The following is a 23,279-nucleotide window of genomic DNA, read 5'->3' on the forward strand; positions in this document are numbered from 1 at the left end:
AAAAGTGCAAGTGGTACGGAAATTTTAGATGAGTTGGCGATGGAAGAGATTCAATCGGATGGAAAGAAATTGATACTTTATACATCGGCCGATAGTGTTCTACAAATTTGTGGACATGAAGAAGTGACAGGACTCGATGAATTGTATCGTGTTTGTCAAATTGCTCGAGAAATAACTCTAAAACCAGAATATAAAGTAGGAAGAGTCATTGCCCGTCCTTATGTTGGAGATTCGGTGGGTCACTTTACACGCACGAGCAATCGTCATGATTATGCTTTGTCTCCATCGAGTAAAACCGTTTTAGATGTCTTAAAATCAAATGCATTTGATGTGATTGGTATTGGTAAGATTAGTGATATTTTTAATGGGCAGGGAATCACAAAGAGTATTCATTCGACTTCAAGTCATGAGGGTATGCTTCAAACGATTGAAGAAATGAAAAAAGATTTTACAGGTTTATTATTTACGAACCTTGTGGATTTTGATGCCAAGTGGGGACATCGAAGAAATGTTTCTGGTTACGGGGATGAACTTGAAGATTTTGATCTGTTACTTGGACAATTATTAGGTGTTATTGATTCAGATACACTATTGATTATTACTGCCGATCATGGAAATGATCCAACCTTTAAAGGAACGGATCATACCAGAGAATGTGTACCATGCTTAATGTACTCACCTAGTATGAAAGAACATGGTGTGTTGGATGATTCAATCTCGTTTGGAACAATTGGTGCAGTAATATTGAATAATTTCGATGTCGATAAGCAGAACTATTTAATTGGAGAATTCGATTTAGACAAGCTTGTGTAAATCGAATTCTCATTTGTTTATAAAACACTAATTACGGAGGTTTAGTTTAATGAAAATAAAATATGAAAATGTAAAATTACCGGAATGTGATTGTACAAATACTCCTATACAATTGACGGATGAAACAATGAATGAACGTTTGAACAAAGTGTTAGAGAGAATGAATTGTGAAAATTTTGATTCTTTAATTATTTATGCTGATTTGGAACATGGTAATAATTTTGAGTATTTAACTGGTTTTTTGCCAAGATTTGAAGAGGCATTACTAATTTTGAATGCAAGTGGAGAGCACTATATGGTTTTAGGAAATGAGAATTTGAATAAGGCCTCGAAAGCTAGAATTAAGGCGACTCCAATTCATTGTCCATATTTTTCGTTACCGAATCAACCGATGGATGTAAAAAAAGGAATTAAGGATATTCTAAGTCAGTGTGGTTTTGATAAAGCAAATAAGGTTGGTATAGTAGGATGGAAGAATTTTACTAGTAATTATGAAGATAACGCTCAATTATTCGATGTTCCATATTATGTTGTAGATACAATTAAAGAACTTGTTGGAAGTAATGTATTTAATGCAACAAGATTATTTATTGGAGAAGATGGTGCTCGTTGCACAAACAATGTAAATGAAATTGTTCACTATGAATTTGGAGCTGCCCTTGCGAGTGACTGTATTTTGAAGGCTATGAATCACTTGGATGTAGGTGTTTCTGAAATGGAATTGGGAAACATCTTAAATGCATATGGACAAAAAAATAGTGTGGTTACAATTGCTGCATCAGGTCCAAGATTTATAAAGGCAAATATTTATCCAACAACGAACACAGTGAAATTAAAAGATCCAATCAGTTTATCGATTGGATATAAGGGTGGATTCTCATCTAGAGCTGGTTATGCAGTTCATGACAGTAATGAATTGGATGAAGCTGTTCAAGATTATCTTGATGTATTGGTGAAACCATATTTTTCATCAGTTGTAGTATGGCTAGAAAAAGTACATTGTGGAATGCTTGGTGGCGAAGTTTATGATTTAATTGAAGAAACAATGCCAAAGACTGAATACAATTGGAACTTGTGTCCTGGGCATTTAACAGCTGATGAAGAGTGGATGTCATCAAATATTTATGAGAATAGTAAAGAATTAGTACAAAGTGGTATGTTGTATCAAATTGATATTATTCCATCAAAATCAGGCTATGCAGGAACAAGTGCAGAAAGTACAGTTTTATTAGCGGATGAAAATCTACGAAAACAGATTGCACAAGAAGAACCGGAATTGTGGAATCGAATTCAAAAGAGAAGAAATTATATTATCAATGAATTGAACATATCTATAAATGAAGATATCTTACCTATGTGTTCAACGGTCGCATATTTAAGACCGTTCTTATTGAATAAAGAAAAGGCGATGAAATTATAATAAATAATAAGAACCATTCTAGTGTTGGCATCTAGAATGGTTCCTTTTTGTTTATTATTATTTTTAAAAGAGAGATATGAATATTGGTTTATTTTCTATATTCATTGCCTTATCTTTAAGGCACTTATAGAATATCATTCCATATTGTCACAATTTTATTTTAACTTTGGTAAAAGTTGTGAAATTGAAATGAATTATGTGAAATTATAAAGTAAACCATTTTCAAGAATTAGAGTAGTTTTCTTTATGTAATATGAATTATAAATTGTAGATTCTATATTTTAAAAGTTATATATAGGCAAAAAATTGAATTGTATTTTCATAATTTACATAAAAATCTATCATCTATAGACAAATGTTTGTAGAAAAAACACGAAAACTCGAGTGTAAGCGAATACAATGAAAAATACTTGATATAAAGACAAAATAACGTGTCGTGTTCATGAAAAATATACATTAATGTAAATTTGTATGTAAATTATTTTCTTAAACCCTTGAAAACGTGTTTCTAACATAGTATAATTTCATCACACATAGTTAGTGAGCAGACTATAGGAGGAAAGAGAAATGAATAAACAAAGAATTGTTGCTGGTTTAGCATCTGTAGCAATGGCTTCTACTTTAGTAGCATGTTCAGGCGGATCTAGCAGTAACGCAAAAACATTAACAGTATCTGTAAACCAAAGTTTGACTGGACAGTTTACACCTCAATATGCATCAAGTGCTTATGACCAATATGTAGCAAACTTATGCTACGAATCAATGTTAAAGTACAATGCGGATAACGAATTGGTACCAGAATTGGCTAAAGATTTACCAGAAGTAAGTGCAGATGGTTTAACATTAACTTACAAATTGGAAAAAGGACACAAATTCAGTGATGGAACTGAAGTAACTTCAAAAGACGTTAAATTTACATTCGCAACATTAGCTGACCCAAGCTATGCTGGTCCTAATGGTGGTGGATTGGAAAACCTAGTAGGATATAAAGAATATAATAGCGGAGCTGCTAAAGAATTAACTGGTATTGAAACTCCAGATGATTACACAGTAGTATTCCACTTAGTATCACCTCAAATCGATGCAATCACAAAATTTGGTGGAATGGGAATCACTAGTGCAGATCACTACTCAAAATACAAACAAGGTAAAGTAAAAGTTGTTGAAAAGAACCAAGAAGAATCATGTGGTTCTGGTGCTTACCAAATAAAGAGTTATGATAAAGCAAGTGGAGCTTCATTTGTTCGTAATGAAGAATTCAAACGTGAAAAGGGACAATACCAAGTAGATCAAATCATTATTAAGAAAACAGATGTAACTACAGAAGTTTCAGAATTGAAAAAAGGAACAGTTGATTTAATTCCAGATGTAATTGAAACAAATAAAGTAAGTGAAGCAAGTCAAGATAAAAACATGGCATTCAACTACTACTCTCGTAGTGCTGTTGGTTTCGTAGCTATGAACGCTAACAATGGAGCTACAGCTGACAAAGCTGTACGTCAAGCATTGATGTATGCGACAGATCGTCAAGGATTCTGTGATTCATACTTCGGATGGGATAAAAAAGCAAGTGACGAAGTTAAGAAAGTTAAAGGTGGATATGTACCAGCTGCATACTGGAGTCCAGCATCAGTAAACTGTGGTGCCGTTGTTCGTAATGAAGAAACAATCGATGGATTAAATACATATGCATTTGATATGGATAAAGCGAACCAAGTATTAGATGAAGCTGGTTGGGTTCGTGGTGCTGATGGAATCCGTGAAAAAGATGGACAAAAATTAGAAATCAAATTCTTATGTTCAGAAGGTAACTCAGTACTTGAAACTTTAATTCCTATGGTTAAGAAAACTTGGAGCGATTTAGGTGTTGACTTAAAACAAACTACAGTTGACTTCTCTACATTATTAAGCAACATTCAAGATGAAAGCCACGATAGCGAATGGAATATGTGTTTCTTAGCTACTAGCTTTACAGATAACCAAGATGCTGGAGCTAATGATTCATATACTAATAATCCAAATAACATGGCTGTAAATAACTACTCTCGTATCAATGATCAAGCATTGGTTGACCAATTGACAAAAGCTCGTGCTGATTCTGATGAAAAACAATCAAAAGCTGATTATGTTGAAGCTATGAAGATGGCTGCTGATGATGCAGGTTACATGCCAGTTTACTCAGGTATGCAATTCAACCTTTACAATAAGAAAGTTGACTTGACTGGAACAGGAACATTACGTAACTGGTCTCAATCAATGGATACAATTACTGTAAAATAAATTTAAAAATTGCACAAAGATGTGTTAAAATAGTGGATGTTAAAGGACAAATGTTCATTAACAGAAACGCTGCAACGTTAAATAGTCTGCATGAAAAAATCGTGGATTGTTTATAAAATTAAGGGCAAGCCGTATTGACTTGCTCTTATATGCATTTAGTGGATAGAAAGGATCGATAACTATGCTAAAGTATGTATTTAAAAGAATTTTAGCGATGATTCCTGTCCTTTTCATCATTTCAATCGTTATTTTCGGTACTGTAAAGGCGATGCCAGGTGATGAGGTAACAGCTTATTTTGGAGCCGGTTCAAAGGTTACACAAGAGCAACGTGATCACGTTCGTGAGTTGTTAGGATTGGATAAATCGTTACCTGAACAATATGTACGTTGGGTTGGACGTATGTGTACAGGAGATTTAGGATCAAGTATTACTCTTAAAAAACCAGTTGGAACTATTATTGGTGACTATGTATGGAATACATTCTATTTGAATGTTGTTTCTTTAATAGTGGCTTTAATTTTTGCAATTCCAGTTGGAATAAAGCAAGCCGTAAAGAAAGGTTCAGTGTTTGATAACTTCTGGACAGTATTTTCATTGTTAGGAATAAGTGTTCCAACATTCTTCTTTGCCTTAGTATTAATTTTCTTCATTGGTTTGAACATCCCAGGCATGCCAATCAATGGAATGCGTGACACAATGCTTTCAAGCTTTGGTTACTCAAGTATTTTCCAAGAAATTGGAGATATCGCATTACACTCAATTTTACCTGTAATCGTATTGGCGTTTAGTTCATTTGCGTCATTCTCACGTTATGTACGTAACTCTATGGTTGAAGTCATCAACATGGATTATGTTCGTACTGCACGTTCAAAGGGTCTAAAAGAAAAGACTGTTATTTACAAACATGCATTTAAAAATGCTCAGATTCCTTTAGTAACATTACTAGGATTATACATTCCATCATTATTCTCAGGAGCCGTAATTTTGGAATCTGTATTTATCTGGCCAGGAATTGGTAAAGTATTAATTGATGCGATCAACCAACGTGATAACTCTTTAGTTATGGCTTGTTTGATGTTTAGTGCCTTGTTGATGTTGTTAGGTAACTTATTGTCTGACATTTGTTATACATTGGTTGACCCACGTATCAAGGTTGATGAATAGGAGGGAACTATAGATGGCTAAAAAAGATGCTGTAGTATTAGAATCTGGTGAAAAAATTGAATCTATAGGTCCTTGGACCATCGCGTGGCGTAAGTTTAGACAAAACCGTGTTGCCATGGCAGGTTTGATTATTTTTATTTTAATTGTTATTGCTGTTATTGTTATACCACCAATGCTTGGATATAGCGTAAATGACTATGATTTATCAAATCCTAACTTAGCTCCAGGAGGAGAACATTTATTAGGAACAGATAAACAAGGTCGTGACTGCTTATTCCGTTTATTCTTAGGTGGACGTATCTCTATTATGGTTGGTATTATTGCTGCTGTTATCACTGTCATCTTAGGATGTACAATTGGCGGTATTTCTGGATATTATGGTGGAAAATTGGATAACTTATTAATGCGTTTTGCAGAAATCGTTTATTCATTACCATTTACACCAATGATTATTGCGGTTGCCTCAACTATGTTGTGGGTTCCACAAAGTCAAAAAATGTATACTGTATCATTATTGATTGGTTTATTATCATGGCCAGGACTTGCTCGTTTAGTTCGTGGACAAATTTTAACTTTACGTGAACAAGAATTTATGCAAGCTTGTGAAGCTTTAGGTATTTCAGATTTCTCAAAAATCTTTAAACACTTACTTCCAAACGTAATTTCTTTGGTAATCGTAAATGCTACACTACAAATGGCGAGTGCTATCTTGACTGAGGCTGGTTTATCATTCTTAGGTATGGGTGTTACGGCACCAACTCCATCTTGGGGTAACTTAATGAACTTGGCACGTGATTCTTATGTGTTCCAAAACTATCCTTGGGAATGGATCCCTGCAGGTTTAATGTGTTTATTAACTGTAATCTCTATCAACTTAATTGGTGAAGGTTTACGTGATGCATTCGACCCTAAAGAATTACAGTAGTAAGGAGGATACACAATGTCTGTAAATAAAAAAGTAATTAAAGTGGAAGACCTTCGTGTATACTTCCATACAAAAAAAGGTGATTCAAAAGCAGTTGATGGAAACCACTTTACAATGTATGAAAATGAAACGCTTGCGATCGTAGGTGAATCAGGTTGTGGTAAATCTGTAACTGCCATGTCTATTTTAGGCTTAGTCAGTGAACCGGGAGAAATTATGCCTGGATCACAAATCGTATATATGGGAAATGTAGATCGTGATGAAGATGGTTTGAACTTAGCTACAGCTACAGATGAACAAATTCGTCATATTCGTGGTAACGAAATTTCTATGATTTTCCAGGAACCAATGTCAAGTTTGAACCCAGTTATTACAGTTGGAGATCAAATCATGGAAAACATTTTGACGCACGAAGAAGTATCTAAAGAAGAAGCTAAACAACGTGCAATCGAATTGTTGTCAGAAGTTGGTATTTCTCGTCCAGAAAAAGTTGTTGATAACTATCCATTCCAATTATCAGGTGGTATGTGTCAGCGTGTTATGATTGCGATGGCTTTATCTTGTCATCCAAAATTATTGATTGCCGATGAACCTACAACAGCTCTAGACGTTACAATTCAGGCTCAGATTCTATCTTTAATGAACAAATTAAAGAATGAAACTGGTACATCAATCATGTTGATCACACATGACTTAGGTGTAGTTGCTCAGGTAGCTGATAACGTTAATGTTATGTATGCAGGTAAAGTTGTTGAAACAGCTCCAGTAGAAGAACTATTCAGCAATCCTAAACACCCATATACTATTGGATTAATGAATTCAATGCCTTCACTTGCAGAAGAAGGAAAACGATTAAATACAATTGAAGGTAGCGTACCTAACCCATTGTATTTACCAAAAGGATGCTACTTTGCAGATCGTTGTCCATATGTAACAGATCGTTGTAAAGAAGGTCAACCAGTGGATACAAAAATTAAATCACGTCACCACGTATGGTGCTTCAAAGTTGAAGAAGAAATGAAACAGGAGGGATAGTCATGGCAGAAAAAAGAAAAATTCTTGAAGTTAAAAACCTTAAAAAATACTTCCCTCTAAAAAAAGGAAAATATAAAGAAGGCGACCCATGTGTTAAGGCCGTAGATGATATTACTTTCGATTTATATGAAGGAGAAACGTTAGGTCTAGTAGGGGAATCAGGATGTGGTAAATCTACTTTAGGTCGTACAATTATTCGTCTTTATGAACCAACAAGCGGAGAGGTAATCTTCGAAGGTGAAGATGTTGCGAAGAAATCTCGTAAAGAAATGCGTGCTTTACGTGAAGAAATGCAGTTTATCTTCCAGGATCCATATTCTTCATTGAATCCTCGTATGACTGTATTCAATATTTTGGCAGAACCATTGATTGCTCACGGAAAATTCAAACGTGGTCCAGAACTAGATGCATATGTTAAAGATCTAATGGACCGTTGTGGTTTGCCAAGTTATTATTGCTATCGTTATCCTCACCAATTCTCAGGTGGACAAAGACAACGTATTGGTATCGCACGTTCTTTGGCATTAGATCCAAGTTTCATTATTTGTGATGAACCAGTAAGTGCATTGGACGTTTCTATCCAATCACAGATCATCAACTTAATGAAAGATATGCAAGAAGAAAAGAACATTTCTTATATCTTCATTTCACATGACTTGTCTGTTGTAAAACACATTTCTGACCGTGTTGGTGTAATGTATTTAGGTAGTATGATGGAACTTGCAGATAAGAATGAAATCTATTCAAACCCTCAACACCCTTATACAAGAGCGTTGATTGGTGCAATTCCTTTACCTGATCCTACAAAACGTAAAGAAATGAAAGTTATTCAAGGTGAAATTCCAAGTAACGTAAACATTCCTAAGGGATGTAAGTTCAACCCTCGTTGCCCATTTGCGAAAGACATTTGTCGTGAACAAGAACCAGCAACAAAAGAGGTTAAACCAAATCACTTCGTTAAGTGTCACTTTGGAGGTGAATTCTAATGTCTAAGCGCCCATCAATGCGTGAGATGTTAGAAAAAAAAGATAAACAAAAAGGTAAAGAAGATCGTCTTGAAAAAGGAGATTTTCTAGCCTTATTAATTGCTGCTAGTAGTACATTCTGGCCAATTTTATTAGGTGCCATTGTCATTTTAGCGCTATTAATATTTGGTTGGAATGCCATCTTTGCATAATACGAGAAGCTTTCGGCTTCTCTATTTTTTTAGGAGAAAGATATGAAATTTACAGATTACAAATATGAACATATGGATATTGAAGCTTTGCAGGAACAATTAAAGGCAATTTGTTCAAAATTACAGAATGCAGCTTCTTATGCAGAATTCAAAAATGCATTTATAGAATTAAATGATGTTAATAAATATATCAATACAAATCAGACTCTTGTTGATATACGTCATACAGTGGATACAAGAGATGAATATTACACACAAGAAAATGATTTTTTAAATGAAATGCTTCCCGTGTTGAAGGAAGATATTGTCAATTGTAATAAAGCAGTTATGGCTAGTACTTTTGTTTCTGAATTAAGAAAAGAAGTACCAGAAACATATTTCTTACAAAGAGAAATGGAAGAAAAATCATTTGATCCCATTATTATTCCAGAAATGCAAGAAGAAAACAAATTAGCTTCTAAATATCAAGCAATCATTGCAAGCGCACAAATTGAGTTTGATGGTGAAACATATACTCTTGCTGCTTTAGAAGTAAAGACAAATGATAAAGATAGAGATACTCGTAAACGTGCAATGCAAGCCTATTGGGGATGGTATGATGAACATGCTCAAGAAATTGGTGAAGTTTATGATCAATTAGTGCAAGTTCGTACACGTATGGCTAAGAAATTAGGATATGAAAACTATATCGAACTTGGTTACTATCGTATGATGCGTTTTGATTATAATAAGGAAGATGTTGAAAACTATCGTAAACAAGTACTAGAAGATGTTGTTCCTTTGGATAATGAATTATATGCTCGCCAACAAAAACGTTTAGGTTATGATACTTTGCATGCTTGGGATGAGAAGTTTGAATTTACTTCAGGAAATCCAACACCTAAATATGATCGTGCAGAACTAGTGAAACGTGCATTAAAGATGTATCAGGAATTGGATCCTAAAACAGGAGAATTCTTTGAATTTATGACAGAAAGAGAATTGTTGGATCTAGATTCAAAACCTGGTAAAGCAGCAGGTGGATATTGTACATTCATTCCTAACTATCAATCTCCATTTATTTTCGCAAACTTCAATCAAACTAGCCATGATGCTGAAGTATTAACGCATGAAGCAGGTCATGCTTTCCAGGTATATTCAAGTAAGGATATTTTCCCGATTGATTGTGTATGGCCTACATATGAGTCTTGTGAAATCCACTCTATGTCAATGGAATTCTTTACATATCCATGGATGAAATCTTTCTTTGAAGAAGATGTAGATAAATATTATTTCAACCACTTATCAGGAGCTGTTAAGTTCTTGCCTTACGGAGTGTTAGTGGATCATTTCCAACATGAAGTATATGAAAATCCAGAAATGTCTATTGAAGAAAGATTAGCTACTTGGAGAAAGTTAGAAAAACAATATTTGCCTCAAAAGAATTATGAAGGAATTGAGATTCTAGAAAAAGGTGGATGGTGGATGCGTCAGCTTCACATCTTCATGGATCCATTCTATTATATTGATTACACATTAGCTCAAGTTTGTGCATTACAATTCTGGGCTCGTATTCAAAAGAAAGATGAAAAAGCTTTTGAAGACTACAAACATATTTGTAAGATTGGCGGAACATTGCCATTTAGAAAAATTGTAAAAGAAGCAGGATTAAAAGTTCCTTTTGAATCTGGATGTTTAAAAGATACTGTACAATTGGTTCGTGAATGGTTTGAAAATGCAGATGATTCACAATTTTAAAAAAATAACTTGCGAATTGAAAAAAGGATTGCTATAATTGTATAGCACTTACTTTGGGTCGATATGACTTAAGGCGGAAGGAGGATACATCGATATGAAACAAGGAATTCATCCTAATTATCATAAAGTTAAATGTATCTGTACATCTTGTGGTGCAGAATTCGAAACAGGTAGTACAATCAAAGGTGATGAATTACGTGTAGATACTTGCAGTAACTGCCACCCATTCTTCACAGGTCGTCAACGTTTCGCTGCTGCTCAGGGACGTATTGAGAAATTTAACAAGAAATATGGTTTGAAGTAGTAATATAATAACAGTGTCAGAAATGGCACTGTTTTTTATTTTGGTTATAAAAAAATATAATTGAATTTTTTAAAATACTTTAAAATAGGCTTATTTTGATTGTTTGGTTATATTAAAATCAACAAATGTACACAAAGTAGAATAGAAATCATTGTGGTGTTTGAAAACTTTGTTTTGTACGCTTATAATAAAGTCAATAAATTAGAAAATAGCGAGGTATTTTGAAATGAAAAGAGCAAAAAGAATGGATTTATTTCAATCTTCTATATTTACAGAATTAAAGAATATGAAATTAGACTACATGAAACGTACAGGAAATACGACAATTGATTTTTCTGTAGGTTCACCTAATATTGCGCCAGAACCATCAATTATGAAGGCTTTACAAGATGCGATCATGATACCTGAAAATTATAAATATGCGATCAATGAATTACCTGAAATGAAGGCTGCCATTCATGATTGGTATAAAGATCGTTATCATGTAGAACTTACAAATGATGAAATGATTTGTTTACAAGGTTCTCAAGAAGCTTTAAGTACATTATTTTTAGCTATGTGTGATCCAGGTGACATCGTATTGGTTCCAGATCCATATTATCCAATCTTTAGTGATGGACCTAAAATTGCAGGTGCTAAAGTAGAATATATGCCTTTGTTAGAAGAATCCAATTATATTATTCAATTGGATAAAATTGATGAAGAAATCGCAAAAAAGGCAAAGATGATGATTGTATCCTATCCAAACAATCCAACTTGCGCAATTGCTCCAGATTCTTTCTATGAAGAATTAATTGCGTTTGCGAAGAAGTACGATATTGTTGTATTACATGATAATGCATATAGTGAATTGGTATTTGATGGAAAGGTAGGAAAGAGTTTCTTATCTTTTGCAGGTGCTAAAGAAGTTGGAATTGAGTTAAATTCATTCTCTAAAACATATGGAATGGCAGGTGCAAGACTTGGTGTATGTGTAGGAAATAAAGAAGTAATCGAATGTTATAACACACTTAAATCAAATATGGATTATGGCATTTTCTTACCCGTACAATATGCTGGTATAGAAGCTTTAAGACATGGTGGAGCTAGCATTCACTCGACTTGTCAGGCTTATCAAGATCGAAGAGATGCATTATGTGAAATATTTGACTCAGTCGGATGGCATATTGCTTCAAGTCCAGCAACAATGTTTGCGTGGGCAAAGATTCCAGATCAATATGAAGATTCTTATGCCTTCACAAAAGATTTGTTGGAAAAAACAGGAATAGTCGTAACGCCTGGTCAAGCCTTTGGAGTCCACGGGAAAAAATATGTTCGTTTAGCTTTAGTACAAGATATAGAAGATATTAAAGAAGCGGCTCAAAGAATAAAAAAATCAGAAATTTTTAAATAAAGTGCAAATTTTGCACTTTTTTTTCGTATAAGAGTATATGAAGTGTAATCGATGTCAAAATGAAGATCCAAAATTATTTGCGTATGATCATGGAGTCTATTATTGTCGTAAGTGCATTGATTTTTCTAGATTGGAGGTTAATGAAAAAATAAAACCAGTAAAATTAATGCATAAAACGTGGAAAGGAAAGCCAAAACTTGATTATGAACTGACTGCTTCACAAAAATTGGCTAGTCATGATGTATACAAGCATTTAAGTAACGGAAAAGATGTGATTCTTTATGCAAGTACAGGAGCAGGCAAAACAGAAATTTGTTTTGAAAGTATATGTGGATATTTAGCGCAAGGTAAAAAGGTAGGATTTGCGATTAGTCGTAGACAAGTGGTGCTTGAAATAGCTACAAGACTTAGAAAGGCATTTCCAGAATTGAGTATATGTGAGGTAGCCCAAGGATATACACAAATAACAGATGCAGACATTATTGTGTGTACGACTCATCAACTTTATCGATATCCATATGCGTTTGATTTATTGATTTTAGATGAATTAGATGCTTTTCCTTTTGCGGGTAATGAAGTGTTGCAAGCTATCGCAAATCAAGCGTGTGTTGGTCAGAAGCTAATGTTGAGTGCAACACCGGATGAAGAAAGTATGAGGCTTGTAGAGGAGAAAAAAACAGAACTTGTATGCTTATTTGAAAGGCCTCATAAGCATCCTTTGATTGTGCCTAAAGTGATTCAGGTTTCTGTGTTTTTACAAGTCCTTATTGTGATTTATGAATGCATAAAATTTTGTAGGGATAATAAACAAACCCTTGTGTTTGTGCCTCGTAAAAGAGATGGAACATGGTTAAAAATGATTTTGAATCTCTTTGTGAAAACATCATTGGTTCATTCTTCGACTGAAAATAAGGATGAAATATTAGATTGTTTTCGTAACAAAGAATTAGAAGTTTTAGTTTGTACAACACTTTTAGAAAGAGGAATCACAATACCAAGTGTTCAGGTTGTTGTTTTTAAAGGGAATCATTCTGTATTTACAACGGCTAGTTTAATTCAGATTTTTGGTCGTGTGGGAAGAAGTTTTAAAGATCCTAAAGGAGAAGGTATATGTCTATGTCAGTTTTCAAGTCAATCTATCAAAGATTGTGTTTATCAAATATCGAAGATGAACGATACTGTTTATGCTGCCACAAAAAAATGAGTGAAATACGAAATTTTGATATTTTCTTTTATAATGATTTGATAGTTTGTCCGGATTGTATGAAAAATTTTAAAGTACATAAACAGACATACCGAATCAAGGAAACATTCATGTATGTATTGTATGAATATGATGAGTTTTTAGAAAGATTGTTTTTTCAATATAAAGAACAGAGGGATATTGTTTTAAAAGATGTTTTTTTTAATTCTCATCAATACTTGAGCAAGACTTTTAAACATTATTGTGTGTGTAGTTTATGTAGTAGTGATGCTAAGCGCATGGAAAGAGGATTTGAGCCAGTGGTGGATATATATGCGACTTTAGGTGTCTTTGTGCATTCGCCATTTTATAAAAAAGAAAATGTAAAACAATCTTCAAAATCCAGGCTTGAAAGAGCACATATAAAAGACGTATTAGCTTTAAAAGAGATGTATCCACTGCCTAAAAAAAAGAAAATATTGCTTGTGGATGATGTGTGTACAACGGGAAATACATTGTATGCTGCTTTGGATTTGATTCATCCAGATTGTATATTTGTGATAGCGGCGCATCCTTTATGGATTAAGGCAAATAAAGAAAACATAGTGGTCAAATCAAAGGGGTTTTGGTAAAATAGTTTCAAAGGGGCGATAGAAGTTATGGATAAGAAAAGAAAGAACGAGAATGATGAGATTTCTCAATTGCTAGATTCGTTTCAAGCGGATCAGGAAGATACATTAGAACAAAAAATGGATCGATTTACAAAGACTCAAAATCGTAGTCGAGTTAAGAAACATAAACCTGAACCGGAGATTCCATTTCAGTCAAAAAAAGAGGAGCCATCATTAGGAGATACGTTTGTAGTTGGATCAAAGGATTTGAATGAGCCTAAAGAAGATTTGTCTGCAACACGCACAGTGATGTGGAATGCGGATGAACTAAAGCAAGAGGCGGATGCTACAAACAAAACAGTTGTGATCGATGACGATGAGATTCAATCTTTATTAGAAGAAGGTAAGGGGCCTCAACTAAAAAGAGAGGTTATCAATAAGAAGAAGGATTCTAAGAAAAAAACATTTAAGAAAAACAACTCTAAGACAGGATTATATATTGGATTAGGTGTTGTAGGTGTTTTATTGATTTCATTATTGATTTTTGGTGGTATCAAACTAGTAACTAGTGGATTATCGGGTTCGGATGAAAAAACAGAAGAAGTTCAAAAGAAGAATTATCAAGAATTATTAGATTTTGCGAATAACTACAATTCATTATCTTCTAGCAAGAAGAAAGAAATTGTTGATCTTGAGAGTAAATATAACAGTTTGACTCGTAAACAAAGAGAAAAAATTGATGAAATTTTAGAGAAGGCTACGGGTAAAAACTTTAACGAATTGCTTGCGAAGGCAAACAAAAAAACGAATACGAATAAGAAGAACAACAACACAGAAATTGCGGAAAAGAAAGCAGAGTTAAGGAAAAAAATCAGTGATTTAAAGAATCAGCTTTCAAAGGCTAACGCGGATTTAGAGAATGCACAAAAAGCACAGGAATCTGCACAGAGTGATGTGGATTCTTTAACTTCCAAAATCAATTCTGCCAATTCTTCATTAAGGGATGCACAAAACGCAGTGAATAGTGCACAATCGGATTACAATAATTTGGTTGATATTTTAAGAAGAAGAGCAGAACTTGATAATATACCAAATGATCAAATTACACAGGATGAACTTTCTGAATTATCGGATATAAGAACAAATCATCCGAATTTAGAAAATGAAGTCAATTCAGCTAAAGATGATTTGGATGCAGCTAATGCGGCTTTAGCAACTGCACAGAAGAATTCAAATGTATCTTCTTTAGAAAATAAATTGAGTACAGCACAAACAAAATTAAATAGTGCAAGTTCAGATGTAAAAGATGCACAATCAAAAGTGGATTCATTAAATTCACAAATCAATGATTATCAAAGTCAATTGGACGATTTAGACTAGACAATACATTTTTGTATTGTCTTTTTCTATTGTAAGCTTTTAATGTCTTACGATTTTTGTTAGAATAGATACGGAAAGTCAGGTGAAAATATGCGTAATGCGATTGTTCTGGCGGCTGGAAAAGGAACTCGAATGAAATCAGATCGTAGTAAAGTAATACATACGATTATTGATCGTCCAATGTTGGCTTATATCATTGATGCTTTAAGAGCTGTATCTGTACAAAGAATCGTTGTAATTGTTGGATATCAAGCAGAGAGTATCAAAGAAGCTTTTCCAGATGTTGAATTTGCTTTGCAGCAACCCCAATTAGGGACTGGTCATGCGGTTATGCAGGCTACACAATTAAAGGATGAAGATGGAGACACATTAATTATCAATGGTGATGGTCCTTGTATTCAACCTGAAACTTTGGAAAAACTATTCCAAACAAATCAAGATGCATCATTAACTTTATTAACTTCTGTATTAGATGATGGAGCTCATTATGGTCGTATTGTTCGTGATGAAAATGGGCATGTTCAAGCGATTGTAGAGGCAAAAGATTGTACAGAGGAACAAAAGAAAATCTGTGAAATCAATGCGGGTATGTATTGTTTCAAAAATAGAGATTTATTTGATAATCTTGATAAACTAACAACAAATAATGCTCAAAATGAATATTATTTAACGGATTTAGTAAAAATTTTAGCTAACCAAGGTAAAGTTGTTAAAGGATTGGTTGTTGAAGACCGTGATGAAGTCATGGGAATCAACGATTGTGTAGAATTAAATAAAGCGTATGAATGGATGCGAAATCGAATCAACAATAACTGGCTAAAAGAAGGGGTACAAATTGTAGATCCTAAGCGAACAGTTATTGGTAAAGATGTAAAAATTGGACATGATGTTATTATTCATCCAAATGTTGAAATCTTGGGAAATACTGAAATTGGTGATTTCGTTGAGATTTTACCGGGTTCTTATTTGAATAATTCAAAAATTGAAAATTGTGCTGTAGTAGATTCAAGTAAAATCGTCGATTCTTGCATAAGTGAAGGAACTATTGTGGGACCTATGTCTTATGTAAGTAACAATAAAATTATAAAATAGCCTGATAGGGTATGAGAAAGGATAAATCATGAAAAACACTATTGTATTTGCTTTATCATCTAGCGTTGGTTTAGCAAAAGATATTTGTAAAGAATTAGGATTGGAATTAGGAAAATGTGAAGTAAAACATTTTGCTGACGGAGAAATTTTGGTAGAATTAGAAGAATCTGTTCGTGGAAAACATGTATATTTTGTACAAAGTACAAATAAACCTGTAAACTCAAATTTAATGGAAATTCTAATTGGTATTGATGCTTGTAAACGTGCAAGTGCTGCTAGTATTACAGCTATTATTCCATATTTTGGATATGCACGTCAGGATCGTAAGGCAAAACCTCGTCAACCAATTACTTCTAAATTAGTAGCTAGTTTATTGGAAAGAGCTGGAGCTGATCGTGTTGTAACAGTTGATTTACATGCTACTCAGATTCAAGGATTCTTTGATATTCCAGCAGATGATATTACTGCGAATGGATTGATTGCTGATTACTTCAAACATCAAGAAGGATTAGGAGAAATCGTTGTTGTGTCTCCTGATCACGGTGGAGCTGTACGTGCTCGTAATTTAGCAAATGCATTAGGTGCACCTATCGCAATCATCGACAAACGTCGTCCAAAACCAAATGTAGCTGAAGCTATGAACTTAATTGGAGATGTTGATGGAAAAACTGCAATTATTATTGATGATATGGTAGATACAGCTGGAACATTAACGGCTGGTATTAAAATGTTAAAAGACAAAGGTGCAAAAGCTGTTTATGCATCATGTTCACATGGTATTCTTTCAGGACCTGCTATTGATCGTTTAAAAGCTGCTGAATTAGCTGGATTTGTTTGTACAAATACAATCGATCAAACAGAAAATCAAAAGATTTATCCAGAAATGACTGTACTTTCAATGGCACCATTATTAGCTGGATTAATTCACGCTGTTGAAGAAAACTCTTCATTATCAGAAGTATTAGCACACGCTTTTGATGACTAATATGGAAACGTTGTTTATCGGATATCCACCTTGTTCAACTTGTAAAAAAGCATATAAGGCTTTGTTAGATTTAGGGATTGAAGCTACATATAGAAATATTAAAGAGGAAAATCCGACAAAAGAAGAAATTCAAAGTTGGATCGATCGAGGTGTGGAATTAAAAAAATTGTTTAACACAAGTGGTATGTTGTATCGTGAATTAAATATAAAAGAAAAGCGTGAAACATATACACAAGAACAATTGATTGAATTACTTGCCTCAAATGGTATGTTAGTAAAAAGACCGATTGTGATTCAAGGCAATATGATTATCATAGGAAACAAAGTTTCAGAATACGAGAAATTACAAAAATAGACCTGTCAATGACAGGTCTTTCTTTCATTATCTAAAAATGGAATTGAAATTTTCTTCTATTTGTTTACATGCATTGGATTCATCAAGTTGTTTAATTTCACAAATCTTTTTTGCAACATATTCTACATACATAGGCTCGTTTTCTTTACCTCTATATGGAACGGGTGTTAGATATGGAGAATCTGTTTCTGTAATAATCCTATCGATTGGGCATGCTTTAATGCATTCAGGTGCTTGTCTAGCATTTTTAAAAGTGATCGGTCCCGCAAAAGAAATCATAGAATTCATTTTTAAACATTCCATCATTGTTTCTTTACTTCCGCTAAAACAATGGAAGATGATTTTGGTTTTTGCATATTGTTTTAAAATGTCCATGCAGTCTTTTGTGGATTCACGCATATGAATAGAAATAGGAAGCATGTGTTCATTTGCAATTTGAATTTGTTTGATAAATAATTCTTTTTGTAAATCATTAAAACTCGTATCCCAATAGTAATCCAATCCAATTTCTCCTAAACAATCTAAGTATGGAGTTTGATCAATTAAATATTGAATTTCTTTTTCTTTTATTTCTTTCGCATCACTTGGAAACCATCCAAACGCCACTTTAAAGAATGGATATTTTTCTTTTATTCTTTTTGCTCGTTCTAACTCTTCTGGACTTGTGCACATAATCATGCAAGATGTAATATTCTTTGCCTGAATATTCTCTATGATTTCATCAATTCGAGTATATAAACGATCACAAGTGATGTGACAATGACTATCTGTATACATAAATAACCTTCTTTCTTAAAATAGTATATAATTGTGTTAAGTGAGGTGCAACATGAAAGTAAGTGTAGAATTAAATGTGAGTGATAAAGAGTTTTACGATGTGATGATGAAATCATTGCAGGAAGAATTAAATCATGTTTCAAAGAAAAAATTAGAATTAAAAGAAGGCTTGAAATATAAGAAAAAATCAACCCAAAGAAAAGGGGTTGGATCCGAAATCACAGTACATATTAAAAGATTGGTTCCAAATGAATTATATGTAGCAACCTTTAATACAGCCATTGATCATACAACGATTTCATATAAAATTGATGCATTGAATGAATCAAAAATTAAAGTGACCTATGAAGAAGTATATGAAAATGTATCTTCTCAAAATGTTCCTGCTTGGAGACAAAAGATGGCGGAAAAGCAATCTAGCAAGAAAGCTAAGAAGATGTTTAAAGAAATCGAAAAATTCATTTTGAATGAAAGAAGTAAATAAAGCAGATTATTCCATAAAAGAAACCAAGTTTTCCATCTTGGTTTCTTTTTTTCTATAGGTGCGTTATAACGTTGGTGTAGAAAAGCTTTAACCCAACGAAAAAGGAGGGATTGGATATGAAAAAGTTAGGTTATTTAGCAGGAGCATCATTATTGTTTGTTCCAATGCCTCTGTATGCAGCAGGAATTGGTTCTAGCAATCAAATTTTTACTCACACTGGATGGTTCTCAGTTATTTGTATGGCAACAATTGGTGTAGGAGTAGCAATTTGTTCAAAACATAAATAATAGCGAAGAAGGAATACAGTAATTGTATCCCTTTTTCTTTTGCGTTAAAGAATTATGAATAACATATGTTACCTACTTGTTTTAGGGATTGTGTTATACCGATTTAACTGATACAGAGAGGGATATTTTATGGGCAGTAATTATTTAATAAAATTTCTTGAAGAAAAAGAAGCGCCTACAATCACAAAGAAAAGACATACATATTTAACATATTATGGATTGGAACAACAAGATACATATGTTTTAAAAGAAGGTGTTATTAAGACAAGTATAATTTTGCGTGATGGCCGCGAATTTAATATATCTTATATTAAAGGACCGGATATTATCTCGCTTTTAAAAGACGAAGTTAGTCAATATACATCGGCACCATTTAATGTTCGTATAGAAAGTGAAACAGCGACATTTTATCGTATTCCAAGAGTGTTATTTTGGGAATATGTAAACCAAGATTCAAAATTACAAGATTATGTAAACTCGTATTATCGTAATAAATTAGCAGAAGCTATTTTTAGACAGCAACTTATGACAATGAATGGCAAGAATGGGGCTGTTTGCGCATTTATTTATCAATTGATTCCGCTATTTGGAAGGAAAGTAAATAATGGTATTTTGATTGATTTCCAAGTTACAAATGATGATATTGCAGGATTCTGTGGTATTTCAACAAGAAATAGTGTAAATCGTATCTTAAGAGGTTTACGTGAAGAAAATGTCATCACAATGGTAAATCAAAAAATAGTCGTTTTAGACAAAGATTATTTAAAACAATTTATACAAGCATAATACAAAACAAAGCGTAGAAGTTAATTCTGCGCTTTAAATGGTTTTATGATTCTGTGATATGAAAATAATAATTGACTAGCCATCATACACCAGATAATAGGTTCGCAAAAGCATACACCCAAATATTTAAATGTAGGTACTAGAAATAAAGTGAATACGATTTTTCCAAAGAATTCAATAAGACTTGAAATAAGTGGTGTGATTTTATATCCAAAACCTTGAATCGTATTTCGTAAATTAAGAAGAATGCTTAATACAATAAAGAAAGGTACATTGATTTTTAAATACATAGCACCATTCTCAAGTACAATAGGATTGCTTGATCCGGAAAGGAAATGGACTAGATTTTCAGCTGTAAAATAGATAATTATACTTAAAAACATAGGATAGATAATACCACAAGTGTTTGCCATACGAACACCTTTCATAATACGAGTATAGTTTTGAGCTCCTTTATTTTGAGAAACAAAGGTAGCCATAGAAGCAGCTAATGTAGACAAAGGAAGACACAATAAGGACATTAATTTTCGTGCAGCTGTATGTGCGGCAATAATCTGCGTTCCAAGTCCATTGATTCCTGTTTGGAGAATGATTGTCCCGATAGAGACAATGGAAAACATAAATCCCATTGAAAATCCTTGCCCTAATAAATCGTTAATCATAGAGGATTCCATATGGAAATGTTCTTTTTTAGGGATAAGTATTTTAGCATCTTTCCAAATTAAAAAGAAACAAATAATTGTCGATATGCCTTGTGCAATAACAGTAGCTACACCAGCTCCTAAAACTCCCATATCTAGAATTGTGATACAAAATATATCTAGGGCAATATTGATGATAGAAGAACAGAAAAGTACAATTAAAGGTCTAAGACTATCTCCTATTGCTCGTAACATACCTGCACCTAAATTGTAGAACATTGTGATAATCAAGAAAGCAGATATACAACGTATATAATTTAATGAATCATTATAAATAATTCTTGGAGTTTTTAAAAGAGTTAACAATGATGGCATAAAAACATAAGAAACAATTGTGATCGCAATGGATATAATAAGGCCAAGAATTAAAGATGTAGCAACACTTTTTTTTAGTTCATCTTCATTTTTTGAACCAAAGTATCTAGCAGTAACAATACTAAAACCAGTTCCACAGCCATTAGAAAATTGTACAATCAATTCAAAAATAGCAGCTGTTGCTCCCATAGCAGCCAGTGCATTATCACCTAAAAAATGACCAACTAATATAGTGTCAATTGTGTTATAGAGTTGTTGAAATAGATTGGAAAAGAAAAGTGGAATCACAAAGAAAAGTAATCCTTTTGCGATGCTTCCTTGAGTTAAAGAGTGATTTTTCATGCGATAAGCCTCCTTTTTGAATACAAAATAAACCATGTTACTAAAACAGTACCCTTTATAATACTGGAAATAGAGATAGCCCACCATATGCCGTTAACACCTAAAAAATGAGATAATACAATGGCCATGGGAATTCTGGCAGAAGTAAAAACAATAGAAACAATACTTGGAGGTAATGTTTTACCTAATCCATTAAAAGCTCCTTGTGTCGCGATTTCTATGCACATGAAGAGTTGGGAAAATCCAAGTATAATTAGATAGTCAATTCCATATGGAAGGATATCGGATTCGTGGATAAAACAAGAAAATATAGGACCAGGAAGGAAAATTAATATACATGAAGTAAGCAATCCCCATAAACCAACGACAAGCATTCCAGTTTTATAACCTTTTTGAATTCGATTATAGTTTTTTGCGCCATAATTTTGCGAAGTGAACGCATTGATAGATGCACTAAATCCATCGGCAGCCATCCATGAAATGGATTCGATTTGAGATCCTACTTTTTGAACGGCAACACTTATAGCTCCAAAGCTAGAAATTAAACGAGCAATGTACATGGAGATGCATGTAAATAACATGCTCTGAATAGAAGGTGGGAAGCCTATTTTTAAAATTTTAGATATGTGATTTTTATCTGGTTTTGATAATAACTTTATTTCTTGAAATAAATCTAATTTTTTAGCATCATATAAAAAAACTAAAGTAACAATAATTTGGGCAATAATGGTTGCGAGAGCTGCACCAATGACTCTAAGGTTACAAACAAAAATTAAAACAGGGTCTAAAATAAGATTTAAAACTAAACCTGTTGTGGTTGCGATAAAAGTGTTTTTTGAATGACCGGCAGCCGTTAAAATACCTGTGAATATTTGATTCACAAATGAGAAAATAATAAAACCACATGTAATCCATAGATAATTTTGTGCGTCTTGAATAATTGTTGAATCTTTCAAATTGAAGAGTTGTATTAAATTTTTTTGAAAAACAATAATAATGATTCCATAAATCAACGCAAACAATATTGAGCTTTGAAAAGCGGCTTCAATATAATTCTTTGTTTCCTTTTTATTATTAGCTCCTAAGCTTTGTCCAACTAATGCTTGAGAACCAATTTTAGGCATATTTACTAATCCATTTGCCAAATACATGAAATTTCCAGACACACCAACACTGGCAACGGCGCCAGAACCCAAAAATCCAATCCATAACATATCAACTAGGTTATAGGCCATTTGAATAAAATAAGTGGCCATGATTGGAATTGCCAGTAAACTTAATGATTTAAATATTGGACCATGTAATAGGTCAATACTCTGATTTTTTTTCATACAGGAATTATTGTAGCAATTTTTCATTAAATTTTAAATAAAAAGAATGGGTACGATATACGTCCCCATTCAATTCCACTACCACCGACCGCATTTCAATCAAATACACTTTTTTGGTTCTCTTAATGTATTTAAATCTAAACAAACAATCTCAGAGATTTCTTCAAGCGTTTGATTATTTCTTACAAGCATTTTAATCGCTATTTTGATTTGTGTATTTTTTACACCACGTTTAACACTTTGTAAAGAATGCATACAATATGTGCATTCTTTACAATCAAGCTTTCATCAATAGCTTTTTAATTGATTCTTCACTCACTGAGAAGATTGATGCGATATCTTTTACACTGAAACCTTTGTCTAGCATAGTTTGATATACTTCAAATTGATTTAGTTCAATT

24 protein-coding genes are annotated in these 23,279 nt (G+C 33.2%); 20 read left to right on the top strand and 4 right to left on the bottom strand.

The window, feature by feature from the left end; all coding sequences use genetic code 11:
• The 17 genes from EUBIFOR_RS09050 to EUBIFOR_RS09130 all read left to right on the top strand — a co-directional run.
• A partial coding sequence (locus tag EUBIFOR_RS09050) for a phosphopentomutase (RefSeq protein WP_003865727.1) occupies window positions 1–813 on the top strand: 813 nt, incomplete at its 5' end.
• Between the two features lie 49 nt (window positions 814–862).
• On the top strand, window positions 863–2,233 hold the full coding sequence (locus EUBIFOR_RS09055) for a M24 family metallopeptidase (protein ID WP_003865728.1): 1,371 nt from the start codon (window positions 863–865) through the stop codon (window positions 2,231–2,233).
• A gap of 567 nt (window positions 2,234–2,800) precedes the next feature.
• Window positions 2,801–4,513, top strand: a complete 1,713-nt coding sequence (locus EUBIFOR_RS09060; protein WP_003865730.1) for an ABC transporter substrate-binding protein — start codon at window positions 2,801–2,803, stop codon at window positions 4,511–4,513.
• 181 nt (window positions 4,514–4,694) lie between these two features.
• Window positions 4,695–5,678 carry an ABC transporter permease gene (locus EUBIFOR_RS09065; protein WP_003865731.1) on the top strand — a complete coding sequence of 328 codons (984 nt, stop codon included), beginning with the start codon at window positions 4,695–4,697 and terminating at the stop codon, window positions 5,676–5,678.
• A 13-nt stretch (window positions 5,679–5,691) separates the two neighbouring features.
• Window positions 5,692–6,603, top strand: a complete 912-nt coding sequence (gene opp4C / locus EUBIFOR_RS09070; protein WP_003865732.1) for an oligopeptide ABC transporter permease — start codon at window positions 5,692–5,694, stop codon at window positions 6,601–6,603.
• A gap of 15 nt (window positions 6,604–6,618) precedes the next feature.
• Complete coding sequence (locus tag EUBIFOR_RS09075) at window positions 6,619–7,638, top strand: ABC transporter ATP-binding protein (protein ID WP_003865733.1); 1,020 nt, start codon at window positions 6,619–6,621, stop codon at window positions 7,636–7,638.
• Between the two features lie 2 nt (window positions 7,639–7,640).
• Window positions 7,641–8,624, top strand: a complete 984-nt coding sequence (locus tag EUBIFOR_RS09080; RefSeq protein WP_003865734.1) for an ABC transporter ATP-binding protein — start codon at window positions 7,641–7,643, stop codon at window positions 8,622–8,624.
• A complete protein-coding gene (locus EUBIFOR_RS09085) occupies window positions 8,624–8,815 on the top strand; it encodes a hypothetical protein (protein WP_003865735.1) in 192 nt (63 codons plus the stop codon). Before EUBIFOR_RS09080 ends, EUBIFOR_RS09085 begins: the two co-directional genes overlap by 1 nt.
• 42 nt (window positions 8,816–8,857) lie before the next feature.
• Complete coding sequence (locus tag EUBIFOR_RS09090) at window positions 8,858–10,552, top strand: M3 family oligoendopeptidase (RefSeq protein ID WP_003865736.1); 1,695 nt, start codon at window positions 8,858–8,860, stop codon at window positions 10,550–10,552.
• A 94-nt stretch (window positions 10,553–10,646) separates the two neighbouring features.
• Entirely contained in the window at window positions 10,647–10,856 is a 210-nt protein-coding gene (gene rpmE / locus EUBIFOR_RS09095) for a 50S ribosomal protein L31 (RefSeq protein WP_003865737.1), read from the top strand.
• A gap of 226 nt (window positions 10,857–11,082) precedes the next feature.
• Window positions 11,083–12,249, top strand: coding sequence for an aminotransferase class I/II-fold pyridoxal phosphate-dependent enzyme (locus EUBIFOR_RS09100; protein ID WP_003865738.1), 1,167 nt, complete (start codon window positions 11,083–11,085; stop codon window positions 12,247–12,249).
• A gap of 37 nt (window positions 12,250–12,286) precedes the next feature.
• On the top strand, window positions 12,287–13,453 hold the full coding sequence (locus EUBIFOR_RS09105) for a helicase-related protein (RefSeq protein ID WP_003865739.1): 1,167 nt from the start codon (window positions 12,287–12,289) through the stop codon (window positions 13,451–13,453).
• A gap of 59 nt (window positions 13,454–13,512) precedes the next feature.
• Window positions 13,513–14,064 (top strand): ComF family protein, encoded by a 552-nt coding sequence (locus EUBIFOR_RS09110; RefSeq protein WP_208853810.1) that lies wholly within the window; start codon window positions 13,513–13,515, stop codon window positions 14,062–14,064.
• A gap of 27 nt (window positions 14,065–14,091) precedes the next feature.
• Window positions 14,092–15,423, top strand: a complete 1,332-nt coding sequence (locus EUBIFOR_RS09115) for a coiled-coil domain-containing protein (RefSeq protein ID WP_003865741.1) — start codon at window positions 14,092–14,094, stop codon at window positions 15,421–15,423.
• A 90-nt stretch (window positions 15,424–15,513) separates the two neighbouring features.
• A complete protein-coding gene (locus EUBIFOR_RS09120; protein WP_003865742.1) occupies window positions 15,514–16,515 on the top strand; it encodes a bifunctional UDP-N-acetylglucosamine diphosphorylase/glucosamine-1-phosphate N-acetyltransferase GlmU in 1,002 nt (333 codons plus the stop codon).
• Between the two features lie 28 nt (window positions 16,516–16,543).
• Window positions 16,544–17,500, top strand: a complete 957-nt coding sequence (locus EUBIFOR_RS09125) for a ribose-phosphate diphosphokinase (protein WP_003865743.1) — start codon at window positions 16,544–16,546, stop codon at window positions 17,498–17,500.
• A 1-nt stretch (window position 17,501) separates the two neighbouring features.
• Window positions 17,502–17,855, top strand: a complete 354-nt coding sequence (locus EUBIFOR_RS09130; protein ID WP_040466418.1) for a Spx/MgsR family RNA polymerase-binding regulatory protein — start codon at window positions 17,502–17,504, stop codon at window positions 17,853–17,855.
• A 27-nt stretch (window positions 17,856–17,882) separates the two neighbouring features.
• On the opposite strand, the gene EUBIFOR_RS09135 is transcribed toward EUBIFOR_RS09130, so the two are convergent.
• Window positions 17,883–18,632 carry a TatD family hydrolase gene (locus tag EUBIFOR_RS09135; RefSeq protein WP_003865745.1) on the bottom strand — a complete coding sequence of 250 codons (750 nt, stop codon included), beginning with the start codon at window positions 18,630–18,632 and terminating at the stop codon, window positions 17,883–17,885.
• A gap of 52 nt (window positions 18,633–18,684) precedes the next feature.
• Between EUBIFOR_RS09135 and EUBIFOR_RS09140 the strand changes: the two genes are divergently transcribed.
• The 3 genes from EUBIFOR_RS09140 to EUBIFOR_RS09145 all read left to right on the top strand — a co-directional run bounded on the left by EUBIFOR_RS09140 (window position 18,685) and on the right by EUBIFOR_RS09145 (window position 20,189).
• Entirely contained in the window at window positions 18,685–19,116 is a 432-nt protein-coding gene (locus tag EUBIFOR_RS09140) for a DUF3284 domain-containing protein (RefSeq protein ID WP_003865746.1), read from the top strand.
• Window positions 19,117–19,232: 116 nt separating this feature from the next.
• Entirely contained in the window at window positions 19,233–19,403 is a 171-nt protein-coding gene (locus tag EUBIFOR_RS12790) for a hypothetical protein (RefSeq protein WP_003865747.1), read from the top strand.
• A gap of 129 nt (window positions 19,404–19,532) precedes the next feature.
• Window positions 19,533–20,189 (top strand): Crp/Fnr family transcriptional regulator, encoded by a 657-nt coding sequence (locus EUBIFOR_RS09145; protein ID WP_003865748.1) that lies wholly within the window; start codon window positions 19,533–19,535, stop codon window positions 20,187–20,189.
• A gap of 20 nt (window positions 20,190–20,209) precedes the next feature.
• On the opposite strand, the gene EUBIFOR_RS09150 is transcribed toward EUBIFOR_RS09145, so the two are convergent.
• From EUBIFOR_RS09150 to EUBIFOR_RS12795, 3 genes are all read right to left on the bottom strand, one after another.
• Complete coding sequence (locus EUBIFOR_RS09150) at window positions 20,210–21,547, bottom strand: MATE family efflux transporter (protein WP_040466419.1); 1,338 nt, start codon at window positions 21,545–21,547, stop codon at window positions 20,210–20,212.
• The gene (locus tag EUBIFOR_RS09155) at window positions 21,544–22,878 is read right to left on the bottom strand and encodes an MATE family efflux transporter (RefSeq protein WP_003865750.1); all 1,335 of its coding nucleotides are present in this window, start codon (window positions 22,876–22,878) and stop codon (window positions 21,544–21,546) included. Before EUBIFOR_RS09155 ends, EUBIFOR_RS09150 begins: the two co-directional genes overlap by 4 nt.
• 99 nt (window positions 22,879–22,977) lie before the next feature.
• On the bottom strand, window positions 22,978–23,133 hold the full coding sequence (locus tag EUBIFOR_RS12795) for a hypothetical protein (RefSeq protein WP_003865751.1): 156 nt from the start codon (window positions 23,131–23,133) through the stop codon (window positions 22,978–22,980).
• Window positions 23,134–23,279 lie beyond the last annotated feature (146 nt).

The sequence above is a fragment of the Holdemanella biformis DSM 3989 genome, from assembly GCF_000156655.1.
Lineage (GTDB): Bacteria > Bacillota_I > Bacilli_A > Erysipelotrichales > Erysipelotrichaceae > Holdemanella > Holdemanella biformis.